A 15,814-nucleotide genomic window follows, 5' to 3' on the forward strand; every position below is an offset into this window, starting at 1 on the left:
TGCGTTCAGGCATGTAATTGAGAATCATTCAATCACGAGAGGATGTAGTAGTAAATGTTCTGTAAGATAAAAAATCAGCCGTTGCCAGATCGGCGTTTTTGGCGCTTTTTATTGCCGGTGTGTGTTATCTAATATTTTGTTTTATATATGAAAAATATATCTGTCTCTACGCAGTTACCCTGGTAGTAAAGACATTTTATGTCCGCTAAAACAGGGTATTGACTACTACATGTATCCGCAGCATGATCAAAAGAGAATGAGATTTATTTTTGTTTGACTGCAGAGCGTGCTGGCTGATGCCACGCCGTTGCGGCGCAGGAGCGAGTTATGCCACAGCGGGTGATACCTGCAGAGCGGGGAATCGTGCTGGATTCCCTGTCGGCCGGATACGGCCAGACCCTGATTGTCGATGACATTCATCTGACGATCCCTCACGGTAAAATGACGGTACTGGCCGGGGCCAACGGCTCCGGTAAATCCACGCTGCTGTCGACGATTGCCCGCATGCTGAAACCGCTTGGCGGCAGCGTGCGTCTGGATGGGCAGATGATCCACGCCATGCCGACCCGGGCGGTTTCGCGTCAGCTGGGGATCCTGCCGCAGTCTCCACTCACTCCCGAAGGATTAACCGTCTTTGAACTGGTTTCCCGCGGGCGCTATCCCTGGCAGGGGCTGATGCGCCAGTGGTCTGATGCCGACGAACGGGCGGTGGAAGAGGCGATGGCGTTAACCGGCACCGCCGAATTTGCCCATCTGCCGGTAGACAGCCTCTCCGGCGGCCAGCGTCAGCGCTGCTGGATTGCGATGGCGCTGGCACAGGAAACGCCGACGATCCTGCTGGACGAACCGACCACCTGGCTCGATTTGCGCTATCAGGTCGATATCCTCGAACTGCTGCAAACCCTGACCCGCGAACATGGACGCACGGTGGTCACCGTGCTGCACGACCTGAACTTTGCGGTGAACTATGCCGACATCCTGGTGTTCCTCAAGAAAGGGCGTATTGCCGGGGTGGTGGACGAAAACGCCAGCTGTACCCCGGAGCTTATCAAAACCGTGTTTGATGTTGAGGTACAGATGTCGCTCAACCCGCAGACCGGTAAACCCTTCTTTATGCCCTTTCGCGTGCGCCAGGGGGAAGCCCAATGAGCGCCTGCGCGTTGCCGCTGCGCCGCCGTCGGGCGCGACCAAAACGGGCGATCGCGCTGCTGGCGCTGTTGCTGATTGTTGGTTCGGTGGTGCATCTGGGACTGGGCGCGCGCTGGATTGCGCCGGAGACGGTGCTCCAGGCGCTGTTGCACTATGACCCGCGTAATTTTGACCAGCGGATTATTGTCGAACTGCGTCTGGTTCGCCTCGCGGCGGCGCTGTTGACCGGCGCGACGTTGGGCGTCGCCGGTCTGCTGCTGCAGACGGTGATTCGTAACCCGTTGGGGGAGCCGCATATTCTGGGGCTGAATGCCGGTGCCTCGCTGGCGGTAGTCGCAACATCGGCGCTGGGTCTGAGCGCAATGACGCCGGGTCGCCCGCTGATTGCCGCCGGCGGCGCGGCGCTGCTGTTTGGCGGCGTCATGCTGCTGGCGACCGCCGGGCGCGGTGGGGCGACGCCGCTACGCATCACGCTCTGCGGCGTGGCGCTCTCGGCCTTTGCCTCGGCGGTGACCGCCGCGATCCTGATTCTGGATGAACAAACGCTGCTGGCGATGCGCACGTGGCTGGCGGGCGATCTGGCCGGGCTTAACTGGTCAGTTTTACGCGCGGCGGCGCTTCCGGCGCTGGCCGGGGGCCTGCTCGCGCTGCTTATCGCGCCTCGTCTCAACGTTCTGGCGCTGGGCGACAAGGTGGCGCTCGGGCTGGGGGTGAACCTTGTGCAGACCCGCCTGCTGGGGCTGGGCGCCATTGCGCTGCTGTGCGGCGCGGCAGTGGCGGTCGCCGGGCCGATAGGTTTTGTCGGGCTGGTGGTACCGCACGTCATCCGTCGTCTGGTCAGCGAAGATATTCGTCTGGCGCTGCCGCTGGCGGCGCCGGTCGGGGCGCTGGTGCTGCTGTTCGCGGATATCGCCGCCCGTACCCTGGTGGCGCCGCAGGAGCTGGCGACCGGGGCGATGACCGCGCTGGTTGGCGCGCCGGTATTTATCTTTATCGCCGCGAGGTTTTTTAAATGAAAAACGCGGTGCGCCGTGCCGGTTTCCGGCCCCTTCGCGCGGGGCGCTGCCATCTGCTCCTGCGCCCGGCGGCGCTGAACATCGCCGCGGCGCTGATTATCGCCATTCTGCTTCTGGCAAGCTTTGGCCTGACCCGCGGCAGCTTTCCGCTGCCTGCCGGTACCCTGGCGCGTGCACTCTTTGCCCCGGAAAATGTCGGCGAACAGTCGCGCTTTATCCTGTTTGATATTCGCCTCCCACGGCTGCTGATGGCGCTGCTGTGCGGCGCCATGCTCGGGCTGGCGGGGGCGGCGATGCAGAGCATCACCCGTAACGGGCTGGCGGATCCGGGGTTGATTGGCGTCAAAGAGGGGGCCAGCGTCGTGGTGCTGGCGTTGATTCTGTTCTTTCCCGCCGTCGGCCTGGTCTGGCGGCCGCTGGCGGGGATTCTCGGCGGGGCGCTGGTGGCGCTGTTGGTGCTGGTGCTGGCCCGCGATTGCTCGCGGCCGCGCTTCATTCTGATCGGTATCGGCGTCTCCTGGACGCTGGCGGCGGCGGTCGGCATTTTTATGACTACCGCCGATGTGCGCGATGTGCAAACGGCGATGATCTGGCTTGCCGGCAGTCTGCATGCGGCAACCTGGTCGCTGCTGCTGGTGGCCTTTTTGTGGGCGTTGCCGGGGACATTGATTCTGTTTCTGACCGCCAGGGCGGCGGATGTGGCGCAGCTTGGCGACCGTACCGCGGTAGGGCTCGGCGTGCGCCTGCAGCAGTTGACCCTGCTGCGCTTTTTCGCGCCGGTGCTGCTGACCTCTGCCAGCGTCTCCTGCGTCGGCAGCCTTGGCTTTGTGGGGCTGATGGCGCCCCATATGGCGCGCTTTCTGCTGCGCGGCGGCCAGATGTCGCTACTGTGCGGCAGCGCGTTGATTGGCGCGCTGCTGGTGTTGTTTACCGATACCCTCGGCCGTGTGGCCTTCGCGCCGCTGCAAATTCCGGCCGGAATTGTTATTGCGCTGGTGGGGTGTCCGTTTTTTATCTTGCTGCTGTGGCGTCGTCGTGACGCCCTGTCATGTTGAATGGTTGCTATGCGTTGGCTTATTTCTTTGCTGTTGTTAGCGGCGGGCGTGACCAGCGCCGCCGAGGGTCAAACACACACGTTTACCGATGATTTAGGGCGGGTGGTGATGGTGCCGCTGCATCCGCAGCGTATCGTCTCGATGCACGACCTGGATATCACGATTCCGCTGATTGAACTTGGCGTACCGCCGGTGGCCAGCCACGGGCGCACCCGCCCCGACGGTAGCCACTATCTGCGCTCCAGCGCCCAGCTGACCGGGGTCGATTTTGATAACAGCGCGATCCAGTTTATCGGCACCGCGGATATCGACCTCGAAGCGGTGGCGGCGGCGAAGCCGGATCTGATTATTACCGAACCGAGCCGCCACGTCTCCGTGGAACAGCTGGAGAAGATTGCGCCGACGGTCAGCATTGACCATCTGCAGGGCAGCGCGCCGCGAATTTACATCAAGCTGGCGCAGCTCACCGGCAGCGAAGCGCGGCTGGCGATTCTTGAACATCGCTATCAGGCGCAGATAGCCCAGCTTAAAGCGCTGGTGGATACCCGCAATATCACCGTGTCGGTGATTCAGGCCAACAATGGCAAAGTCACCGTTCACCACGCTTACCATGCGCTGGGGCGGGTGCTGCGCGATGCCGGGTTCCGTTTTCCGCCGTTGATCGACAAGATCCCTGACGGACAGCGCATTGACGTCAGCGCTGAACAGCTGCCGGAGCTGGATGCGGATTTTGTTTTTGCCACCTGGCGATCGGATACCGGCGGTAAACCGCAGGAGGAGCTGCAGGCGATGGAAGGGGTGATGCCCGGCTGGTGCGACTTTATGCGCGCCTGCCGCAGCGGCCGCTATATCCTGCTGCCGCGCGAGGAGGTTATCTCCAACTCCTATGCCGCCCTGACCCTGATGGTGGCGCAGGTGCAGTCGCACATTGCCGGTCGTCCGCTGCCGGCGGAGCGGAAATGAAAACACCGGTGAAAAGAGAGAAAGGGCGGGTCGACCTGTTCGGCGAACGCTTTCGCGCCCGGGCGCACCAGCTGTCGCCGCGCCTGCTGGCGGTCGTCAGCTATATCAACGAAAACCGTGAAGTGGTGCTGGAGCGCACGGCGATGGAGATCGCCGCGGCGACTCAGACTTCGGATGCCACCGTGGTGCGGGCGATTCAGGCGCTGGGCTTTGCCGGGCTGCGCGAGCTGAAACAGACCATGGAGTGCTGGTTCGGCCCCGCCATCACCTCATCGGAGAAAATGTTGTCAACGGTGAATGCGCTCTCCTGCGATGTCAATTCGAGCATTGATTTTGTGCTGGAGGGCCATCAGCGCGCCTGCGAAGTGCTCTCTCGCCCCGCCAACCGCGCCGCCGTCGCCCAGGCGGTGGCGCTACTCAGCGAGGCGCGGCAGGTGGCGATTTTCGGCATCGGGGCGTCGGGGATTCTGGCGGAGTACACCGGCAGGCTGTTCAGCCGTATCGGCTTACCCTCCTGCGTGCTCAACCGCACCGGTTTCAGCCTTGCCGAGCAGCTAATCGGCCTGCAGCGCGGCGATGTGATGATGATGATGGGCCAGAAATCGCCGCATCGCGAAGGGATGACCGCGCTGCGCGAAGCCCGGCGGCTGGGGATCCCGACGATTTTGTTGACCCAGGCGCTGGACTCGCGTTTCAGTCAGGAGGCGCAGGTGGTGATCGACGTCCCGCGCGGCGGCGATAACGGTCGGGTACCGCTGCATGGCACGGTACTGGTGTGTCTCGAAATGCTGGTGCTGTCGGTGGCGACGACCACGCCGCAGCGGACCATGAAGTCGATGAAGCGCATTAACGAACTGCATAAAGCGATTGGTAAATCCGGCGGTAAACGCGGCTAAGTCCGCGATAATGCGCCCGCGGAAAGGTTTCCTGTTGCAAGTCGTCGTGATGATGTGTATTTTTATGCAAAATTAATGCATAAAAAGGGGGTTGTCATGATGGGGAAATGGATGAAGGCGTGCTGTCTGTTGGTGGCTCTGGCAGGCAGCGCTCAGGCGGCGCAGGAGACCTACGTTGTCGGTTCCGGCGGGACCTACCGCCCGTTTGAATATGAAAACAGCCAGAAACAGCTGGAAGGTTTTGATATTGATATCATCAAAGCAATCGCCAAAGCGGAAAACTTTAATATCAAGCTGGTGAATACCCCGTGGGAAGGGATCTTCGCCACCCTCGGTTCCGGCGACCGCGACATCATTATCTCCGGGATAACCATCACCGATAAGCGCAAGCAGATGGTTGATTTTTCCGCCCCTTACTTCCCGGCTGAGCAGTCCATCGTGGTGCCGGCCGATTCCAAAGTGACCTCTCTGGCGGCGCTGAAGAGTGAAAAGGTTGGGGTCGTCAACTCCAGCACCGGCGATATCGTGGTTTCTGATGTGCTGGGTAAAAACAGCACCTCGATTAAGCGTTTTGATAATACCCCGCTGATGCTGCAGGAGCTGTTTGAAGACGGCGTCAGCGCGGCGGTGGGCGATGTGGGCGTGGTGAAATACTATATCAAGCAGCATCCGGAGAAGCAGTTTAAGCTGGTGCCGGACGCCAGGTTTGAACGTCAGTATTTCGGTATCGCGGTAGCCAAAGGCAACAGCGAACTGCAGGCGAAAATCAACGCCGGCCTGAAGAAAATCGTCGCCGACGGTACCTACGGCAAAATCTATAAAACCTGGTTTGACGACAACGTCCCGACGCTGCCTGCGCAATAATTCATCTTTTGGTTTTCATGACGGCTATCGACGCGTGCGATAGCCGTATTTTTAGGGAAGCACTATGACGGGATTCCGTTGGGAGATCATCGAGGAGTACGGTCCGCTGTTTATGGACGGCGCCTTGATGACCATTAAATGTACCATTATCTGCGTGATCCTCGGCACCCTGTGGGGGCTGACGCTGGGCCTTGGGCGTATGGCGAAGGCGGAACACGGGCCGTGGAAATATGTGCTGCGCTATCTGGTGCAGTTTCCGGTGCGCGTCTACGTCAGCGCGTTTCGCGGCACGCCGCTGTTTGTGCAGATTATGGTGGTGCACTTCGCGCTGGTGCCGCTGTTTATCAACCCGCGCGACGGTCTGCTGGTCAGCCACGGGCTGATGAGCGCCGATTTTGCCCGCGAACTGCGCTCAAACTACGGCGCGTTTCTCTCCTGTATCGTCGCCATTACCCTGAATGCCGGGGCCTACGTCTCGGAAATCTTCCGCGCCGGTATCCAGTCGATTGATAAAGGGCAGATGGAAGCCTCCCGCGCGCTGGGGATGCCGTGGTGGAAAACCATGCGCCAGGTGATTTTGCCGCAGGCCTTTCGGCGGATCCTGCCGCCGCTGGGCAACAATGCGATTGCCATCGTCAAGGACTCGTCGCTGGCTTCGGCTATCGGTCTTGCCGATCTGGCCTATGCCGCGCGTACCGTGTCCGGCGCCTATGCCACCTACTGGGAACCCTACCTGACCATCTCCCTGGTCTACTGGGTCATTACCTTCCTGCTGGCGCAGCTGGTTAACCGTCTGGAAAAGAGGTTTGGCAAAAGTGATTCACATTAATAATCTGCACAAACGTTTCGGCGACAGCCACGTACTGCGCGGCATCAGCTGCGATATTAAACCGCAGGAAGTGGTCTGCATTATCGGGCCGTCGGGGTCCGGAAAAAGCACGTTCCTGCGCTGTATGAATGCGCTGGAAAGCGTCAGCGAAGGCATCGTCGAAGTCAACGGCTTCGCCGTCCACGACCGCAGCACCGATCTGAACAAGATGCGGGAAAGCGTTGGCATGGTCTTTCAGCGTTTTAATCTGTTCCCCCATATGACGGTACTGGAAAATCTGATCATGGCACCAGTCAACCTGCACGGCGTGAGCCGTTCGCAGGCGGTGCAGCTGGCGGAAGAGCTGCTGGCGAAGGTGGGGTTAAGCGATAAGCGTGACGCCTGGCCCTCCAGCCTCTCCGGCGGTCAGCAGCAGCGGGTGGCCATTGCCCGCGCGCTGGCGATGAAGCCTTCGATTATGCTGTTTGATGAGCCGACCTCTGCGCTGGACCCCGAGCTGGTAGGCGACGTGCTGGAAGTGATGAAAAACCTAGCCAGCGAAGGGATGACGATGGTTATTGTCACGCACGAGATGGGCTTTGCCCGCGAAGTGGCTGACCGGGTTATCTTTATCGATCAGGGCATTATTCAGGAAGAGGGGAAGCCAGAGCAGATCTTTAGCGCTCCGCTCAATCCGCGCACCGCGGCCTTCTTAAGCAAAGTATTATAAGAGCGCACCACATGCGCCATCAGCGGAGCTTCGCTGATGGCGTTAGCCGTTAGCCGCCCGGCTAAGGCTGCTTCTCAGGCGGTTTCCGTCTGCACATCGGCGTCTCGGTCCTGACGTTCATTTGCCAGCAGCGCTGTCTCCGTTTTCCCCAGGCACTGAATCAGCAGGAACAATACTCCGCAGGCCAGCAGGGTGACCAGCAGGCCATCATAGCCGGATACGCTGATCAGCAGGCTGCTGACAACCGGTCCGGCAACGCTGCCCGCCGACCAGAAAAATCCCAGCAGGGCGTTGATCATAATAAGCTTCTGCCCGCTGAAGGTTTTACCGGCGCGCACCAGTGAGAGCGTGTACAGCGCCCCTGCCGCCGCGCCGAGAATCAGACAGCCGATTATGAGCTGGCGATACGATGCCAGCAGGAAAGGCAGCGCCAGCAGGGAGAGGCAAAACACCACCGCGCAGCTCAGATGCACGCGGCGGAGGCCAAATTTGTCGGCCACCCAGCCCAGCGGGGCCTGGAAGAAGGCATCGCCGGTTAACACAATGGTCACCAGCAGGACCGCCGTCGCTTCGTTCAGCCCTTTATCCATCCCGTAGAGCGGCAGCAGCGCCAGAATGCTGGCGTCAAAGAAGGCGAAGCAGAAAACCCCGGACGCCAGGACCGGTAAAAAAGCCCCCAGACTGCGCCAGCTGGCGCGCTCAGCGAGGCTTTCGCGGCTTCCGCCCGGCAGATGGCGCAGCATCAGCAGACAGGCGGCGGTCAGGCCGATGACGGCCAGTAAGACCCAGGTTTGATAATCGGCGCCGGCAGAGATCAGCAGCGGCCCGGCCAACTGGCAGCCGGTGAATGCCGAGGCGTAAATACCGGTCAGGGTGGCGCGGTTTTTACCCGCCGCGCCGCCGGTTATCCAGCTTTCGCCAAGCACGATAATCACCCCGGAGGCGATACCGGTCAGAAAGCGCGGCAGCAGCAGTTGCAGGAGATCGACGGTCAGACAGGAGGCGACGGTGGCCAGCGCCAGCAGGATCAGGTTGGCCGTGAGCAAGCTGCCCATCTCAAAACGACGACACAACGCGGGCGAGAGGAACGACGAGAGCATCATGCCCGCCGGGGGCAGTGCGGCCAGCAGGCCGACATAGACCGTGTCGGTCTGTTGCTGCGCAAGTTCAAGGCTGATTAAAGGCACCGTATAACCGGTGATAAATCCCACTAATGATGCGGCCATAATCATCGCCAGCGTGGGGGCAAGGCGATGGTGCTCTGGGTTAAACATTTTATTCCCGATAACGGAAGTCAACAGGTGGATAATCCGGCAAAGTGCCGACGACCCTGCATATTAATTAATCGGCTGCGCGCTGTCACCGTTGAAATGACGACTAATATTGATACGCGACATCGGGCGCCCGCTAAAACGCGCCGTTCGGGCCGCCGGAGTGTTGTCAGCGCGCTGGCGAAAGGATATAACGAAGAGGGCATTCCGCCGGCGGCGGGCGCATGCATAAAATGTATCCCGATTTCATACTCGTTCAGCGTTGATGCTGTGCAGGAAAGGAGTAACACATGGCAGTATCGCCTTCATCGATCGCCGAGGCCATCCGCTGGCGTCGTGATTTTCATGCCTGTCCGGAGCTGGGCTATCAGGAGCAGAAAACCTCGCGGCGCGTCGCTGAATTATTGACATCCTTTGGCCTGCAGGTGCATTGCGGGCTGGCAGGGACCGGCGTGGTGGCCACCCTCGAGAACGGCCCCGGACCGGTTATCGGCCTGCGCGCCGATATGGACGCGCTGCCGATGACCGAGCTGGGCGATGTCAGCTATAAGTCGCGCAATCCGGGCGTGATGCACGCCTGCGGCCACGATGGCCACACCGCCATGCTGCTGGCCGCCGCCGCGCATCTGACCCACACCCGGCGCTTTCGCGGGACGGTGCATTTTGTCTTCCAGCCGGCCGAAGAGAACCTCGGCGGTGCGCGTAAAATGGTCGAGGAAGGGCTATTTTCCCGCTTCCCGATGGACGGTATCTACGCGCTGCATAACTGGCCCGGACTGCCGCTGGGACACGTGGCGGTTAACGAGGGGGCGATGATGGCCTCGCTGGACGCCTTTGAAATCACCCTGACCGGCAAAAGCTGCCACGCGGCCATGCCGGAAAGCGGCGCCGACCCGATTGTCGCCGCCGCGCAGTTGATTATGGCCCTGCAGACGATCCCCTCGCGCCGCCTGTCGCCGCAGGAGTCGGCGGTGGTCAGCATTACCCAGATTAGCGGCGGTGAAGCGATTAACGTTTTACCGGACAAAGTGGTGCTGCGCGGCACCTTCCGCTGCCTGAGCAACCCGGTGCGCGAACGGGTGAAAGGGCTGATTGAGCACTATGTCAGTACGCAGCCGCCGGTCTCCGATGTGCAGGGGGCTATTTTCTGGTATCCCGGCTATCCGGTGACCAAAAACCATCGTGCGCAGGCGCGAAACGTGCGCGAGGCGGCGGTGGCGGTACTGGGAGAGGCGGCGGTGAGCGGGCAGATCGCGCCGTCGATGGCGTCGGAGGATTTTGCCTGCATGCTGGAGGCCTGCCCTGGCGCCTATTTCTGGATCGGTACCGATGGCGAAACGCCGTCGAAACCGCTGCATAATGCCCGCTATGATTTTAACGACGATCTGATTGAACACGGTGTCGCGCTGTGGACGGCGCTGGTGGAAAAACTGCTGCCGGTCGGCTGACGCCAGCGCCAGCAGCCAGCAATATGAAAGGGGAGAGGCGTCGCCTCTCCCCCGGCATTCAGGCGTTCACCGCCGCCTTCAGACGCGCTTTCATGTCACTGTAGGTGCGCCAGGCAAACTGCTCTGCCCAGAGCTGATCCTTGATGGCTTCTATCTTCACCGCGCAATATTTGGTTTCCGGCGTTTTCGAGACCGGGTCGAGATTGTCCTGGGTCAGTTCATTGCAGGCGCCAACCCACCACTGGTAGGTCATATACACGGCGCCGTGGTTGATACGGTCGCTGACATCCGCGCGGGTAATCACTTTACCGCGACGCGAGCTTACCCATACCAGCTGCCGATCGGCGATCCCCAACCGATCGGCGTCGGCGCGGCTTATCTGCACGCGGCCGGGCTCATCGGCAAGGGATTGCAATGCCGCGCAGTTGCCGGTCATCGAGCGACATGAGTAGTGACCCACTTCGCGCACGGTGCAGAGCACCAGCGGATAGTCGGCATCCGGCGTTTCAGCTGGCGCGCGCCACGGGGCGGCAAACAGCTGGCCTTTCCCCGTCGGGGTATCAAATTTATTGTCCTTATATAGCCACGGTGTGCCCGGATGATCCAGCGTCGGACACGGCCACTGCACGTGGTTCATATCGCCCATTTTTTCATAGGTGACGCCGTAGAACAGCGGGCACAGTTCGCGCATTTCGTCCCAGATTTGCTGGTTGTTGTCGTAATGCATCGGATAGCCCATTTCGCTGGCCAGCAGGCTGATGATTTCCCAGTCGCGTTTGACGTTGCCTGACGCGGGAATCGCTTTTTCGAAGCGCTGAAAACCGCGATCGGCGCAGGTGAAGACGCCGCCGTGTTCGCCCCATGAGGTGGCCGGTAGCAGCACGTCGGCGATTTCGGCGGTTTTGGTCATGAAGATATCCTGCACCACGACAAAATCCAGCGCCTCAATGCCCTTACGCACCAGCCCCAGATCGGCTTCGGTCTGCAGCGGGTCTTCCCCCATGATGTAGTAGGCTTTGATCTCCCCGTTCAGCGCTTTATGCGGAACTTCGGTAATACGGGTGCCGACTTTGTCATCCATAATGGCCGGATCAATGCCCCAGGCCGCGGCAAATTTGGCGCGCACGTTGGCATCGGTTACTTCCTGATAGCCGGGGAACAGATTCGGCAGCACCCCCATGTCGCAGGCCCCCTGGACGTTGTTCTGTCCGCGCACCGGGCCGACGCCGACATGTTCCCGGCCAAGGTTACCGGTCAGCAGCGCCAGGCTGGCCAGCCCTTTCACCACATCGACCGCCTGACCGAACTGCGTGACGCCCATACCCCACATAATCGTGGCCGACGGCGCGGCGGCAAACATTCTCACCGCCTGACGCACCTCTTGCGCCGGGACGCCGGTGACCGCTTCCACCGCTTCAGGCGAATAGGCTTTCACCGTCTCACGGTAGGCTTCCAGCCCTTCGGTAAAGCGTTCGACGTAATCATGGTTATAGAGATCTTCTTCCAGCAGAACGTGGCCGAAGGCGTTGACCAGCGCCATATTGCTGCCGTTGTTGAGCTGCAGGTGGCGATCGGCAATGCGGGCGGTTTCAATTCGCCGCGGGTCGCAAACGATGATTTTCGCGCCATTTTCGCGCGCGTTAATCACCCGACGGGCGACGATAGGGTGGGAATCGGCGCAGTTGTAGCCAAAGACCAGCAGACATTTTGAGTGTTCAATATCACTGATGGAGTTGCTCATCGCACCGTTACCCAGCGCCACCTGCAGACCCGCCACCGATGGACCGTGACATACGCGGGCGCAGCAGTCGACGTTATTGGTGTTTAGCACCGCCCGGGCGAATTTCTGCATCACATAGTTGGTTTCATTCCCGGTACCGCGAGACGAACCGGTGGTCATTATCGCGCGCGGGCCATACTGTTCTTTAATCTCCCGGAGTTTTTTGGCCGTATAGCGAATCGCCTCGTCCCAGCTGACCGGGGTGAGTTTTCCCCCTTTCTGGTAGCGAATCATCGGCTGCTTCAGCCGCGGAGTGAGCAGCTGAGTATCATTAAGAAAATCCCATCCGTAATACCCTTTGAGGCACAGCTGATTCTGATTGGTCACCCCATCGGCGGCTTCCGCACGGATAATTTTATCGTTTTCGACAACCAGCTTGAGTTTGCAACCCGCCCCGCAATAAGGGCAAACGCTTGTGATTTTTTTCATCAGTAACAGACCTGTTAACAGTGAATGAAGATCAATGGTCAGGCCGGGCCCGGCCCGCCATCGTCATGGAAACCTTTCGCCGCGATGCAAGCGGAAGACAGGAGTGGTATGCAGAAATCATGCCAAAATTAAGTTATTGATATAAAGGGAGAATATTTTGCGGGATAGCGGTGTCGTCGTGATGTCGTCACTAATGACGATGACGTTACAGGACGCCCGGATAGGGCGTCCTGTTATGGTTTAGCGCATTTCAGGCTGGAACGGCGCCAGTTTTTGCGGGGAGAGTCCGGCTGCCAGCGCCGCTTCGCAGATGGCCTGCCAGCTGCCGGCATCCAGCGGAATGCCCCGCGCCAGACGCTCCTGACGATTGGCCTCTTCCCACTCGCCCGGTACCAGAATCGGCGTCTGCGCGTCGTGAGGCGACTGCTTACACCAGTCGATGAAGGCTTCTGTTTCGCGCTGCATGTCCGGCGCGTCGAAGGCTTTCGGGTCGAGAATAATGGTGGTCATGCAGTTGAAGATGGCGTCGACGCAGGTCTGCAGGCTCTGCTGGTGGGTGGTCTGGCCGCCGGAGACGGCGCCGCCGAGGATTTCGCACAGCGTGGCGAGGGCGTAGCCTTTATGTTGAGCGAAGGTGAGCAGGGCGCCTAACGGCGAGGTCTGCATGACCGCCGGGTCGGTGGTCGGTTCGCCTCGGGCGTCAATCAATGAACCGGGCGGGACGGCTTCGCCTTTATGCCAGGCGACGCGGGTTTTGCCAAAGGCAATCGCGCTGGTGGCGTAGTCGAGCAGCAGCGGAGGCTGGCCTTCTCGCGGGAAGATAACGCACAGCGGATTGGTGCCGAAACGACTGTCTTTGCCGCGAAACGGAGCCACCATCGGATCGCCCACCACGCTGACGAAGTGGATCGAGATGAAACCTGCCGCCGCGCACTGCTCGGCCCAGTAACCAATGCGTCCGATGTGATGCGCGTTGCGCAGCGCGATCGCCGCCATGCCGTGTTGCCGGGCTTTCTCAATCCCTTTCTGCATTGCTTCATGGGCAACCACCTGACCAAAGCCGGCGTTACCGTCGAGTGTCGCCACCGCACCGGCATCCTTCATCACGCTGGCATGACGATTGAGCTGCAAATGACCCTGAGCATGAGAACGCAGATAGGTCGGGATCATCCCCACGCCGTGTGAGTCGTGGCCGGCGAGATTAGCGGCCACCAGATGGTCGGCGACAAGGGAGGCTTCGGTGGGAGAACTGCCAAGCTCAATGAACAGCGTGTTGACGAACTGATGCAGATCCGTCGCCTGAAAACGATATCCGGTTTGCACTGATACGCTCCTGTGACTTATTCGAGGGTGTTGTTGTTTTATTAAGTTTGCGCTTTCATGCTGCGCTTATGGGCGAAGAAGATCAATATGTTGGCGCGCGAAGCGCGCGGAAGAGAAATGAGGGGCAGGGAACAGGCTTGAGGCCCGGCGTGCTGTTCGCGGCCCTGATAATCATTATGATAAAAACCAGCTAAAAAATGATAAAGAGAAGACCAAAATGAACATCAGTGCTCTGCTTTTAATTATCGTCGCGATTTCGCTGCTGGGATTATCGATCTATTGTTTATGGAGTTATATAAAAGAACGCAAAGCGATGCGCTTTAAATCTTTCCGCCATCGCTAATATCCGTCGACGGCCTGGGTATTCACTTTAGTTGTCATGGTTGTCGCGCCAGGCTTTCGGCGTGGAGTGGTATTTCTCGCGAAAACTCTTGCTGAACAGCGGGTGGCTGACAAAACCGCAGCGCCAGGAGACCTGTTCAACCCGCAGACGGGGATCGGTTTCCAGCAGCTGGCGGGCCGCCTCGAGGCGTATCTCTTTCATCACCGCCATCACCGAAGTCCCTTGTTGTTGAAACGCGCGATCGAGGCTGGATCGTGAGCAGCACAGCATCCGGCAAAGCAGATCAGGAGTCAGGTCATGTCGGTGATAATTAAGCGTAATAAAGGATTTCGCGCTGTTGACCAGATGCGCGAGTTTTCCTGACGAGCGCAGCCCTTTCTCCTGAGCGACATCGGCCAGAACCTGCAGCGCGATATGGTGTAGGCCATCGACAATAACCGCGGTTTCCTGTGCGGATAAATTTGCCGATTGCGCGTCCAGCAGCAGCATATGCGATTTCAAAAATAACGCTAAAGGGTGATTATCCAGCGTGACGACCGGGTTGGTCAGTTGACCGCTAAATAACGTGTTGATTTTCGCGCTATGCGGAATGATATACAGCTGTTTGACATCATCACATTGATAGTTGTAATAATCATTGCGCTGATGAACGATGAGCTGTCCGGGATTAATCCGGGCGACAGCTGATTTTTTTCTGCCGCCGATCAGCTGATGCCCCTGTACCAGCAGAGAAATATAGATTGAAGATTCAGCCACCCGGTGCAGGTCGAATATTGTCTCGTTTTTAGAACCCATTGCACTACAATAATCGCCGGAAATAGCCGATATGGTTTTATGGTGGGCAATAATCTCTGCCGGACGGCGGTTATTTACCACCTCAACGCCATAGCAGCTGAGGTTCTGCGAGATTTGCTGATAGCGCTCTTCCGGCGCAATATCCGCCGCGCTTAATATATGGGGAACGTACAGCGTCGTAGGTCTGGGCATGGTTGTTTCGTATCCCGGCCAGCTGGTCATTTTATCCACTTATTATAAGAATAATCTCAAGAAACGCCAGCGGCGAGTCGGGATTTTTACGTTTCTTCAGAGCGTTAGTGCGAGAACTCATCGCTGCTGATGCCGCGACGATCGGACCGTGAAAAACGCTGTTCTCTATCCATAGCGACTTATTTTACGGTCCGCTAAATATAAAATAAAACCCTTTCATCGCAGGGGAGATATTTTATTAGCGCCTGTGGTCGTTATTTAAAAAAAGCCGATTCAGTTTTCCTGTCAGCGGCGCAGGGGCTCTGAATAAACAGCAATATTATGAAAAACGCAGTGGACAGCCGGATAAAAGCGATTGCAAGCTATAGTGCAGGCATCCAACGAACGACGGGAATAACCGCGTATGCGCAAGAGTAAAATTATTTTTTATCTTTGATGGTTATTTGTGTTTTATGGTTTGCAATTTATGCTGTTTATTTTTTTACTGCTCAAAGACAATTTTGCCGAACCGCGAAACGAGGAAACCGAAGCCGCGGTTCTCCAGGCTGCCGGGTTTGTGAAAAATGGACCCGCCGATGCGCAAACCGTGAGAACGCTATACCAGACGCGAATCGTCACTCGGCGGTTGAATCTGGATAGCGGCCAGCTTTTACCGGCCGGCAGAGCCGCTGCTGGCGAAACACGGCATCAGGGGTGGCGAAAACCCGCAGAACGCCAGGCGGTATTCACCCGACTGGCGCAGCAATAAGCAT

At 58.9% G+C, this 15,814-nt stretch carries 14 protein-coding genes and 1 pseudogene; 11 read left to right on the forward strand and 4 right to left on the reverse strand.

The features are described 5' to 3' along the window. Positions 1-327: 327 nt before the first annotated feature. The 8 genes and pseudogenes from Electrica_RS10630 (at position 328) to Electrica_RS10665 (ending at position 7,481) form a co-directional block, all read left to right on the forward strand. Positions 328-1,149 (forward strand): ABC transporter ATP-binding protein, encoded by an 822-nt coding sequence (locus Electrica_RS10630; RefSeq protein ID WP_131047932.1) that lies wholly within the window; start codon positions 328-330, stop codon positions 1,147-1,149. Continuing rightward, positions 1,146-2,165, forward strand: a complete 1,020-nt coding sequence (locus Electrica_RS10635) for a FecCD family ABC transporter permease (protein WP_141964442.1) — start codon at positions 1,146-1,148, stop codon at positions 2,163-2,165. The genes Electrica_RS10630 and Electrica_RS10635 overlap by 4 nt, the downstream gene beginning before the upstream one ends. Continuing rightward, the gene (locus Electrica_RS10640; protein ID WP_141964443.1) at positions 2,162-3,220 is read left to right on the forward strand and encodes a FecCD family ABC transporter permease; all 1,059 of its coding nucleotides are present in this window, start codon (positions 2,162-2,164) and stop codon (positions 3,218-3,220) included. Before Electrica_RS10635 ends, Electrica_RS10640 begins: the two co-directional genes overlap by 4 nt. Before the next feature lie 9 nt (positions 3,221-3,229). Beyond that, positions 3,230-4,183 carry an iron-siderophore ABC transporter substrate-binding protein gene (locus Electrica_RS10645; protein ID WP_141964444.1) on the forward strand — a complete coding sequence of 318 codons (954 nt, stop codon included), beginning with the start codon at positions 3,230-3,232 and terminating at the stop codon, positions 4,181-4,183. Next, positions 4,149-5,079, forward strand: a pseudogene (locus Electrica_RS10650) (MurR/RpiR family transcriptional regulator). Before Electrica_RS10645 ends, Electrica_RS10650 begins: the two are co-directional and overlap by 35 nt. A 96-nt stretch (positions 5,080-5,175) precedes the next feature. Then, positions 5,176-5,943, forward strand: a complete 768-nt coding sequence (locus Electrica_RS10655; protein WP_100683605.1) for a basic amino acid ABC transporter substrate-binding protein — start codon at positions 5,176-5,178, stop codon at positions 5,941-5,943. Between the two features lie 64 nt (positions 5,944-6,007). Further along, the gene (locus Electrica_RS10660; protein WP_100683606.1) at positions 6,008-6,772 is read left to right on the forward strand and encodes an amino acid ABC transporter permease; all 765 of its coding nucleotides are present in this window, start codon (positions 6,008-6,010) and stop codon (positions 6,770-6,772) included. Continuing rightward, positions 6,759-7,481 (forward strand): amino acid ABC transporter ATP-binding protein, encoded by a 723-nt coding sequence (locus tag Electrica_RS10665; RefSeq protein ID WP_131048031.1) that lies wholly within the window; start codon positions 6,759-6,761, stop codon positions 7,479-7,481. Before Electrica_RS10660 ends, Electrica_RS10665 begins: the two co-directional genes overlap by 14 nt. A 74-nt stretch (positions 7,482-7,555) precedes the next feature. Here the strand turns inward: Electrica_RS10665 and Electrica_RS10670 are convergent, their stop codons facing one another. Next, positions 7,556-8,755 carry an MFS transporter gene (locus Electrica_RS10670; RefSeq protein ID WP_100683607.1) on the reverse strand — a complete coding sequence of 400 codons (1,200 nt, stop codon included), beginning with the start codon at positions 8,753-8,755 and terminating at the stop codon, positions 7,556-7,558. Positions 8,756-9,042: 287 nt separating this feature from the next. Between Electrica_RS10670 and Electrica_RS10675 the strand changes: the two genes are divergently transcribed. After that, positions 9,043-10,200, forward strand: coding sequence for a M20 aminoacylase family protein (locus tag Electrica_RS10675; protein ID WP_131047936.1), 1,158 nt, complete (start codon positions 9,043-9,045; stop codon positions 10,198-10,200). Positions 10,201-10,258: 58 nt separating this feature from the next. On the opposite strand, the gene fdhF is transcribed toward Electrica_RS10675, so the two are convergent. Together fdhF and Electrica_RS10685 are read right to left on the reverse strand one after the other, a co-directional pair. Further along, positions 10,259-12,409, reverse strand: coding sequence for a formate dehydrogenase subunit alpha (gene fdhF, locus Electrica_RS10680; RefSeq protein WP_131047937.1), 2,151 nt, complete (start codon positions 12,407-12,409; stop codon positions 10,259-10,261). 240 nt (positions 12,410-12,649) lie between these two features. Then, positions 12,650-13,732 carry a malate/lactate/ureidoglycolate dehydrogenase gene (locus Electrica_RS10685; RefSeq protein ID WP_141964446.1) on the reverse strand — a complete coding sequence of 361 codons (1,083 nt, stop codon included), beginning with the start codon at positions 13,730-13,732 and terminating at the stop codon, positions 12,650-12,652. Between the two features lie 217 nt (positions 13,733-13,949). Between Electrica_RS10685 and Electrica_RS10690 the strand changes: the two genes are divergently transcribed. Next, positions 13,950-14,075: a small membrane protein gene (locus tag Electrica_RS10690; RefSeq protein WP_202395495.1), complete on the forward strand. Its 126-nt coding sequence runs from the start codon at positions 13,950-13,952 to the stop codon at positions 14,073-14,075. A 27-nt stretch (positions 14,076-14,102) separates the two neighbouring features. Here Electrica_RS10690 and Electrica_RS10695 read toward each other — a convergent pair whose 3' ends face one another. Next, complete coding sequence (locus tag Electrica_RS10695; protein WP_141964447.1) at positions 14,103-15,062, reverse strand: AraC family transcriptional regulator; 960 nt, start codon at positions 15,060-15,062, stop codon at positions 14,103-14,105. Positions 15,063-15,528: 466 nt separating this feature from the next. Between Electrica_RS10695 and Electrica_RS10700 the strand changes: the two genes are divergently transcribed. Continuing rightward, positions 15,529-15,810, forward strand: a complete 282-nt coding sequence (locus Electrica_RS10700) for a hypothetical protein (protein ID WP_228267408.1) — start codon at positions 15,529-15,531, stop codon at positions 15,808-15,810. Positions 15,811-15,814: the final 4 nt, after the last annotated feature.

The organism is Klebsiella electrica (assembly GCF_006711645.1).
Taxonomy (GTDB): domain Bacteria; phylum Pseudomonadota; class Gammaproteobacteria; order Enterobacterales; family Enterobacteriaceae; genus Klebsiella; species Klebsiella electrica.

Bases quoted from the DNA above. Each gene is read 5' to 3' on its own strand.
- Electrica_RS10690 (WP_202395495.1), top strand. From the start codon at position 13,950: ATGAACATCAGTGCTCTGCTTTTAATTATCGTCGCGATTTCGCTGCTG.
- Electrica_RS10670 (WP_100683607.1), bottom strand. From the start codon at position 8,755: ATGTTTAACCCAGAGCACCATCGCCTTGCCCCCACGCTGGCGATGATT.
- fdhF (WP_131047937.1), bottom strand. From the start codon at position 12,409: ATGAAAAAAATCACAAGCGTTTGCCCTTATTGCGGGGCGGGTTGCAAA.
- Electrica_RS10640 (WP_141964443.1), top strand. From the start codon at position 2,162: ATGAAAAACGCGGTGCGCCGTGCCGGTTTCCGGCCCCTTCGCGCGGGG.
- Electrica_RS10635 (WP_141964442.1), top strand. From the start codon at position 1,146: ATGAGCGCCTGCGCGTTGCCGCTGCGCCGCCGTCGGGCGCGACCAAAA.
- Electrica_RS10695 (WP_141964447.1), bottom strand. From the start codon at position 15,062: ATGCCCAGACCTACGACGCTGTACGTTCCCCATATATTAAGCGCGGCG.
- Electrica_RS10660 (WP_100683606.1), top strand. From the start codon at position 6,008: ATGACGGGATTCCGTTGGGAGATCATCGAGGAGTACGGTCCGCTGTTT.
- Electrica_RS10645 (WP_141964444.1), top strand. From the start codon at position 3,230: ATGCGTTGGCTTATTTCTTTGCTGTTGTTAGCGGCGGGCGTGACCAGC.
- Electrica_RS10675 (WP_131047936.1), top strand. From the start codon at position 9,043: ATGGCAGTATCGCCTTCATCGATCGCCGAGGCCATCCGCTGGCGTCGT.
- Electrica_RS10630 (WP_131047932.1), top strand. From the start codon at position 328: ATGCCACAGCGGGTGATACCTGCAGAGCGGGGAATCGTGCTGGATTCC.
- Electrica_RS10655 (WP_100683605.1), top strand. From the start codon at position 5,176: ATGATGGGGAAATGGATGAAGGCGTGCTGTCTGTTGGTGGCTCTGGCA.
- Electrica_RS10700 (WP_228267408.1), top strand. From the start codon at position 15,529: ATGCTGTTTATTTTTTTACTGCTCAAAGACAATTTTGCCGAACCGCGA.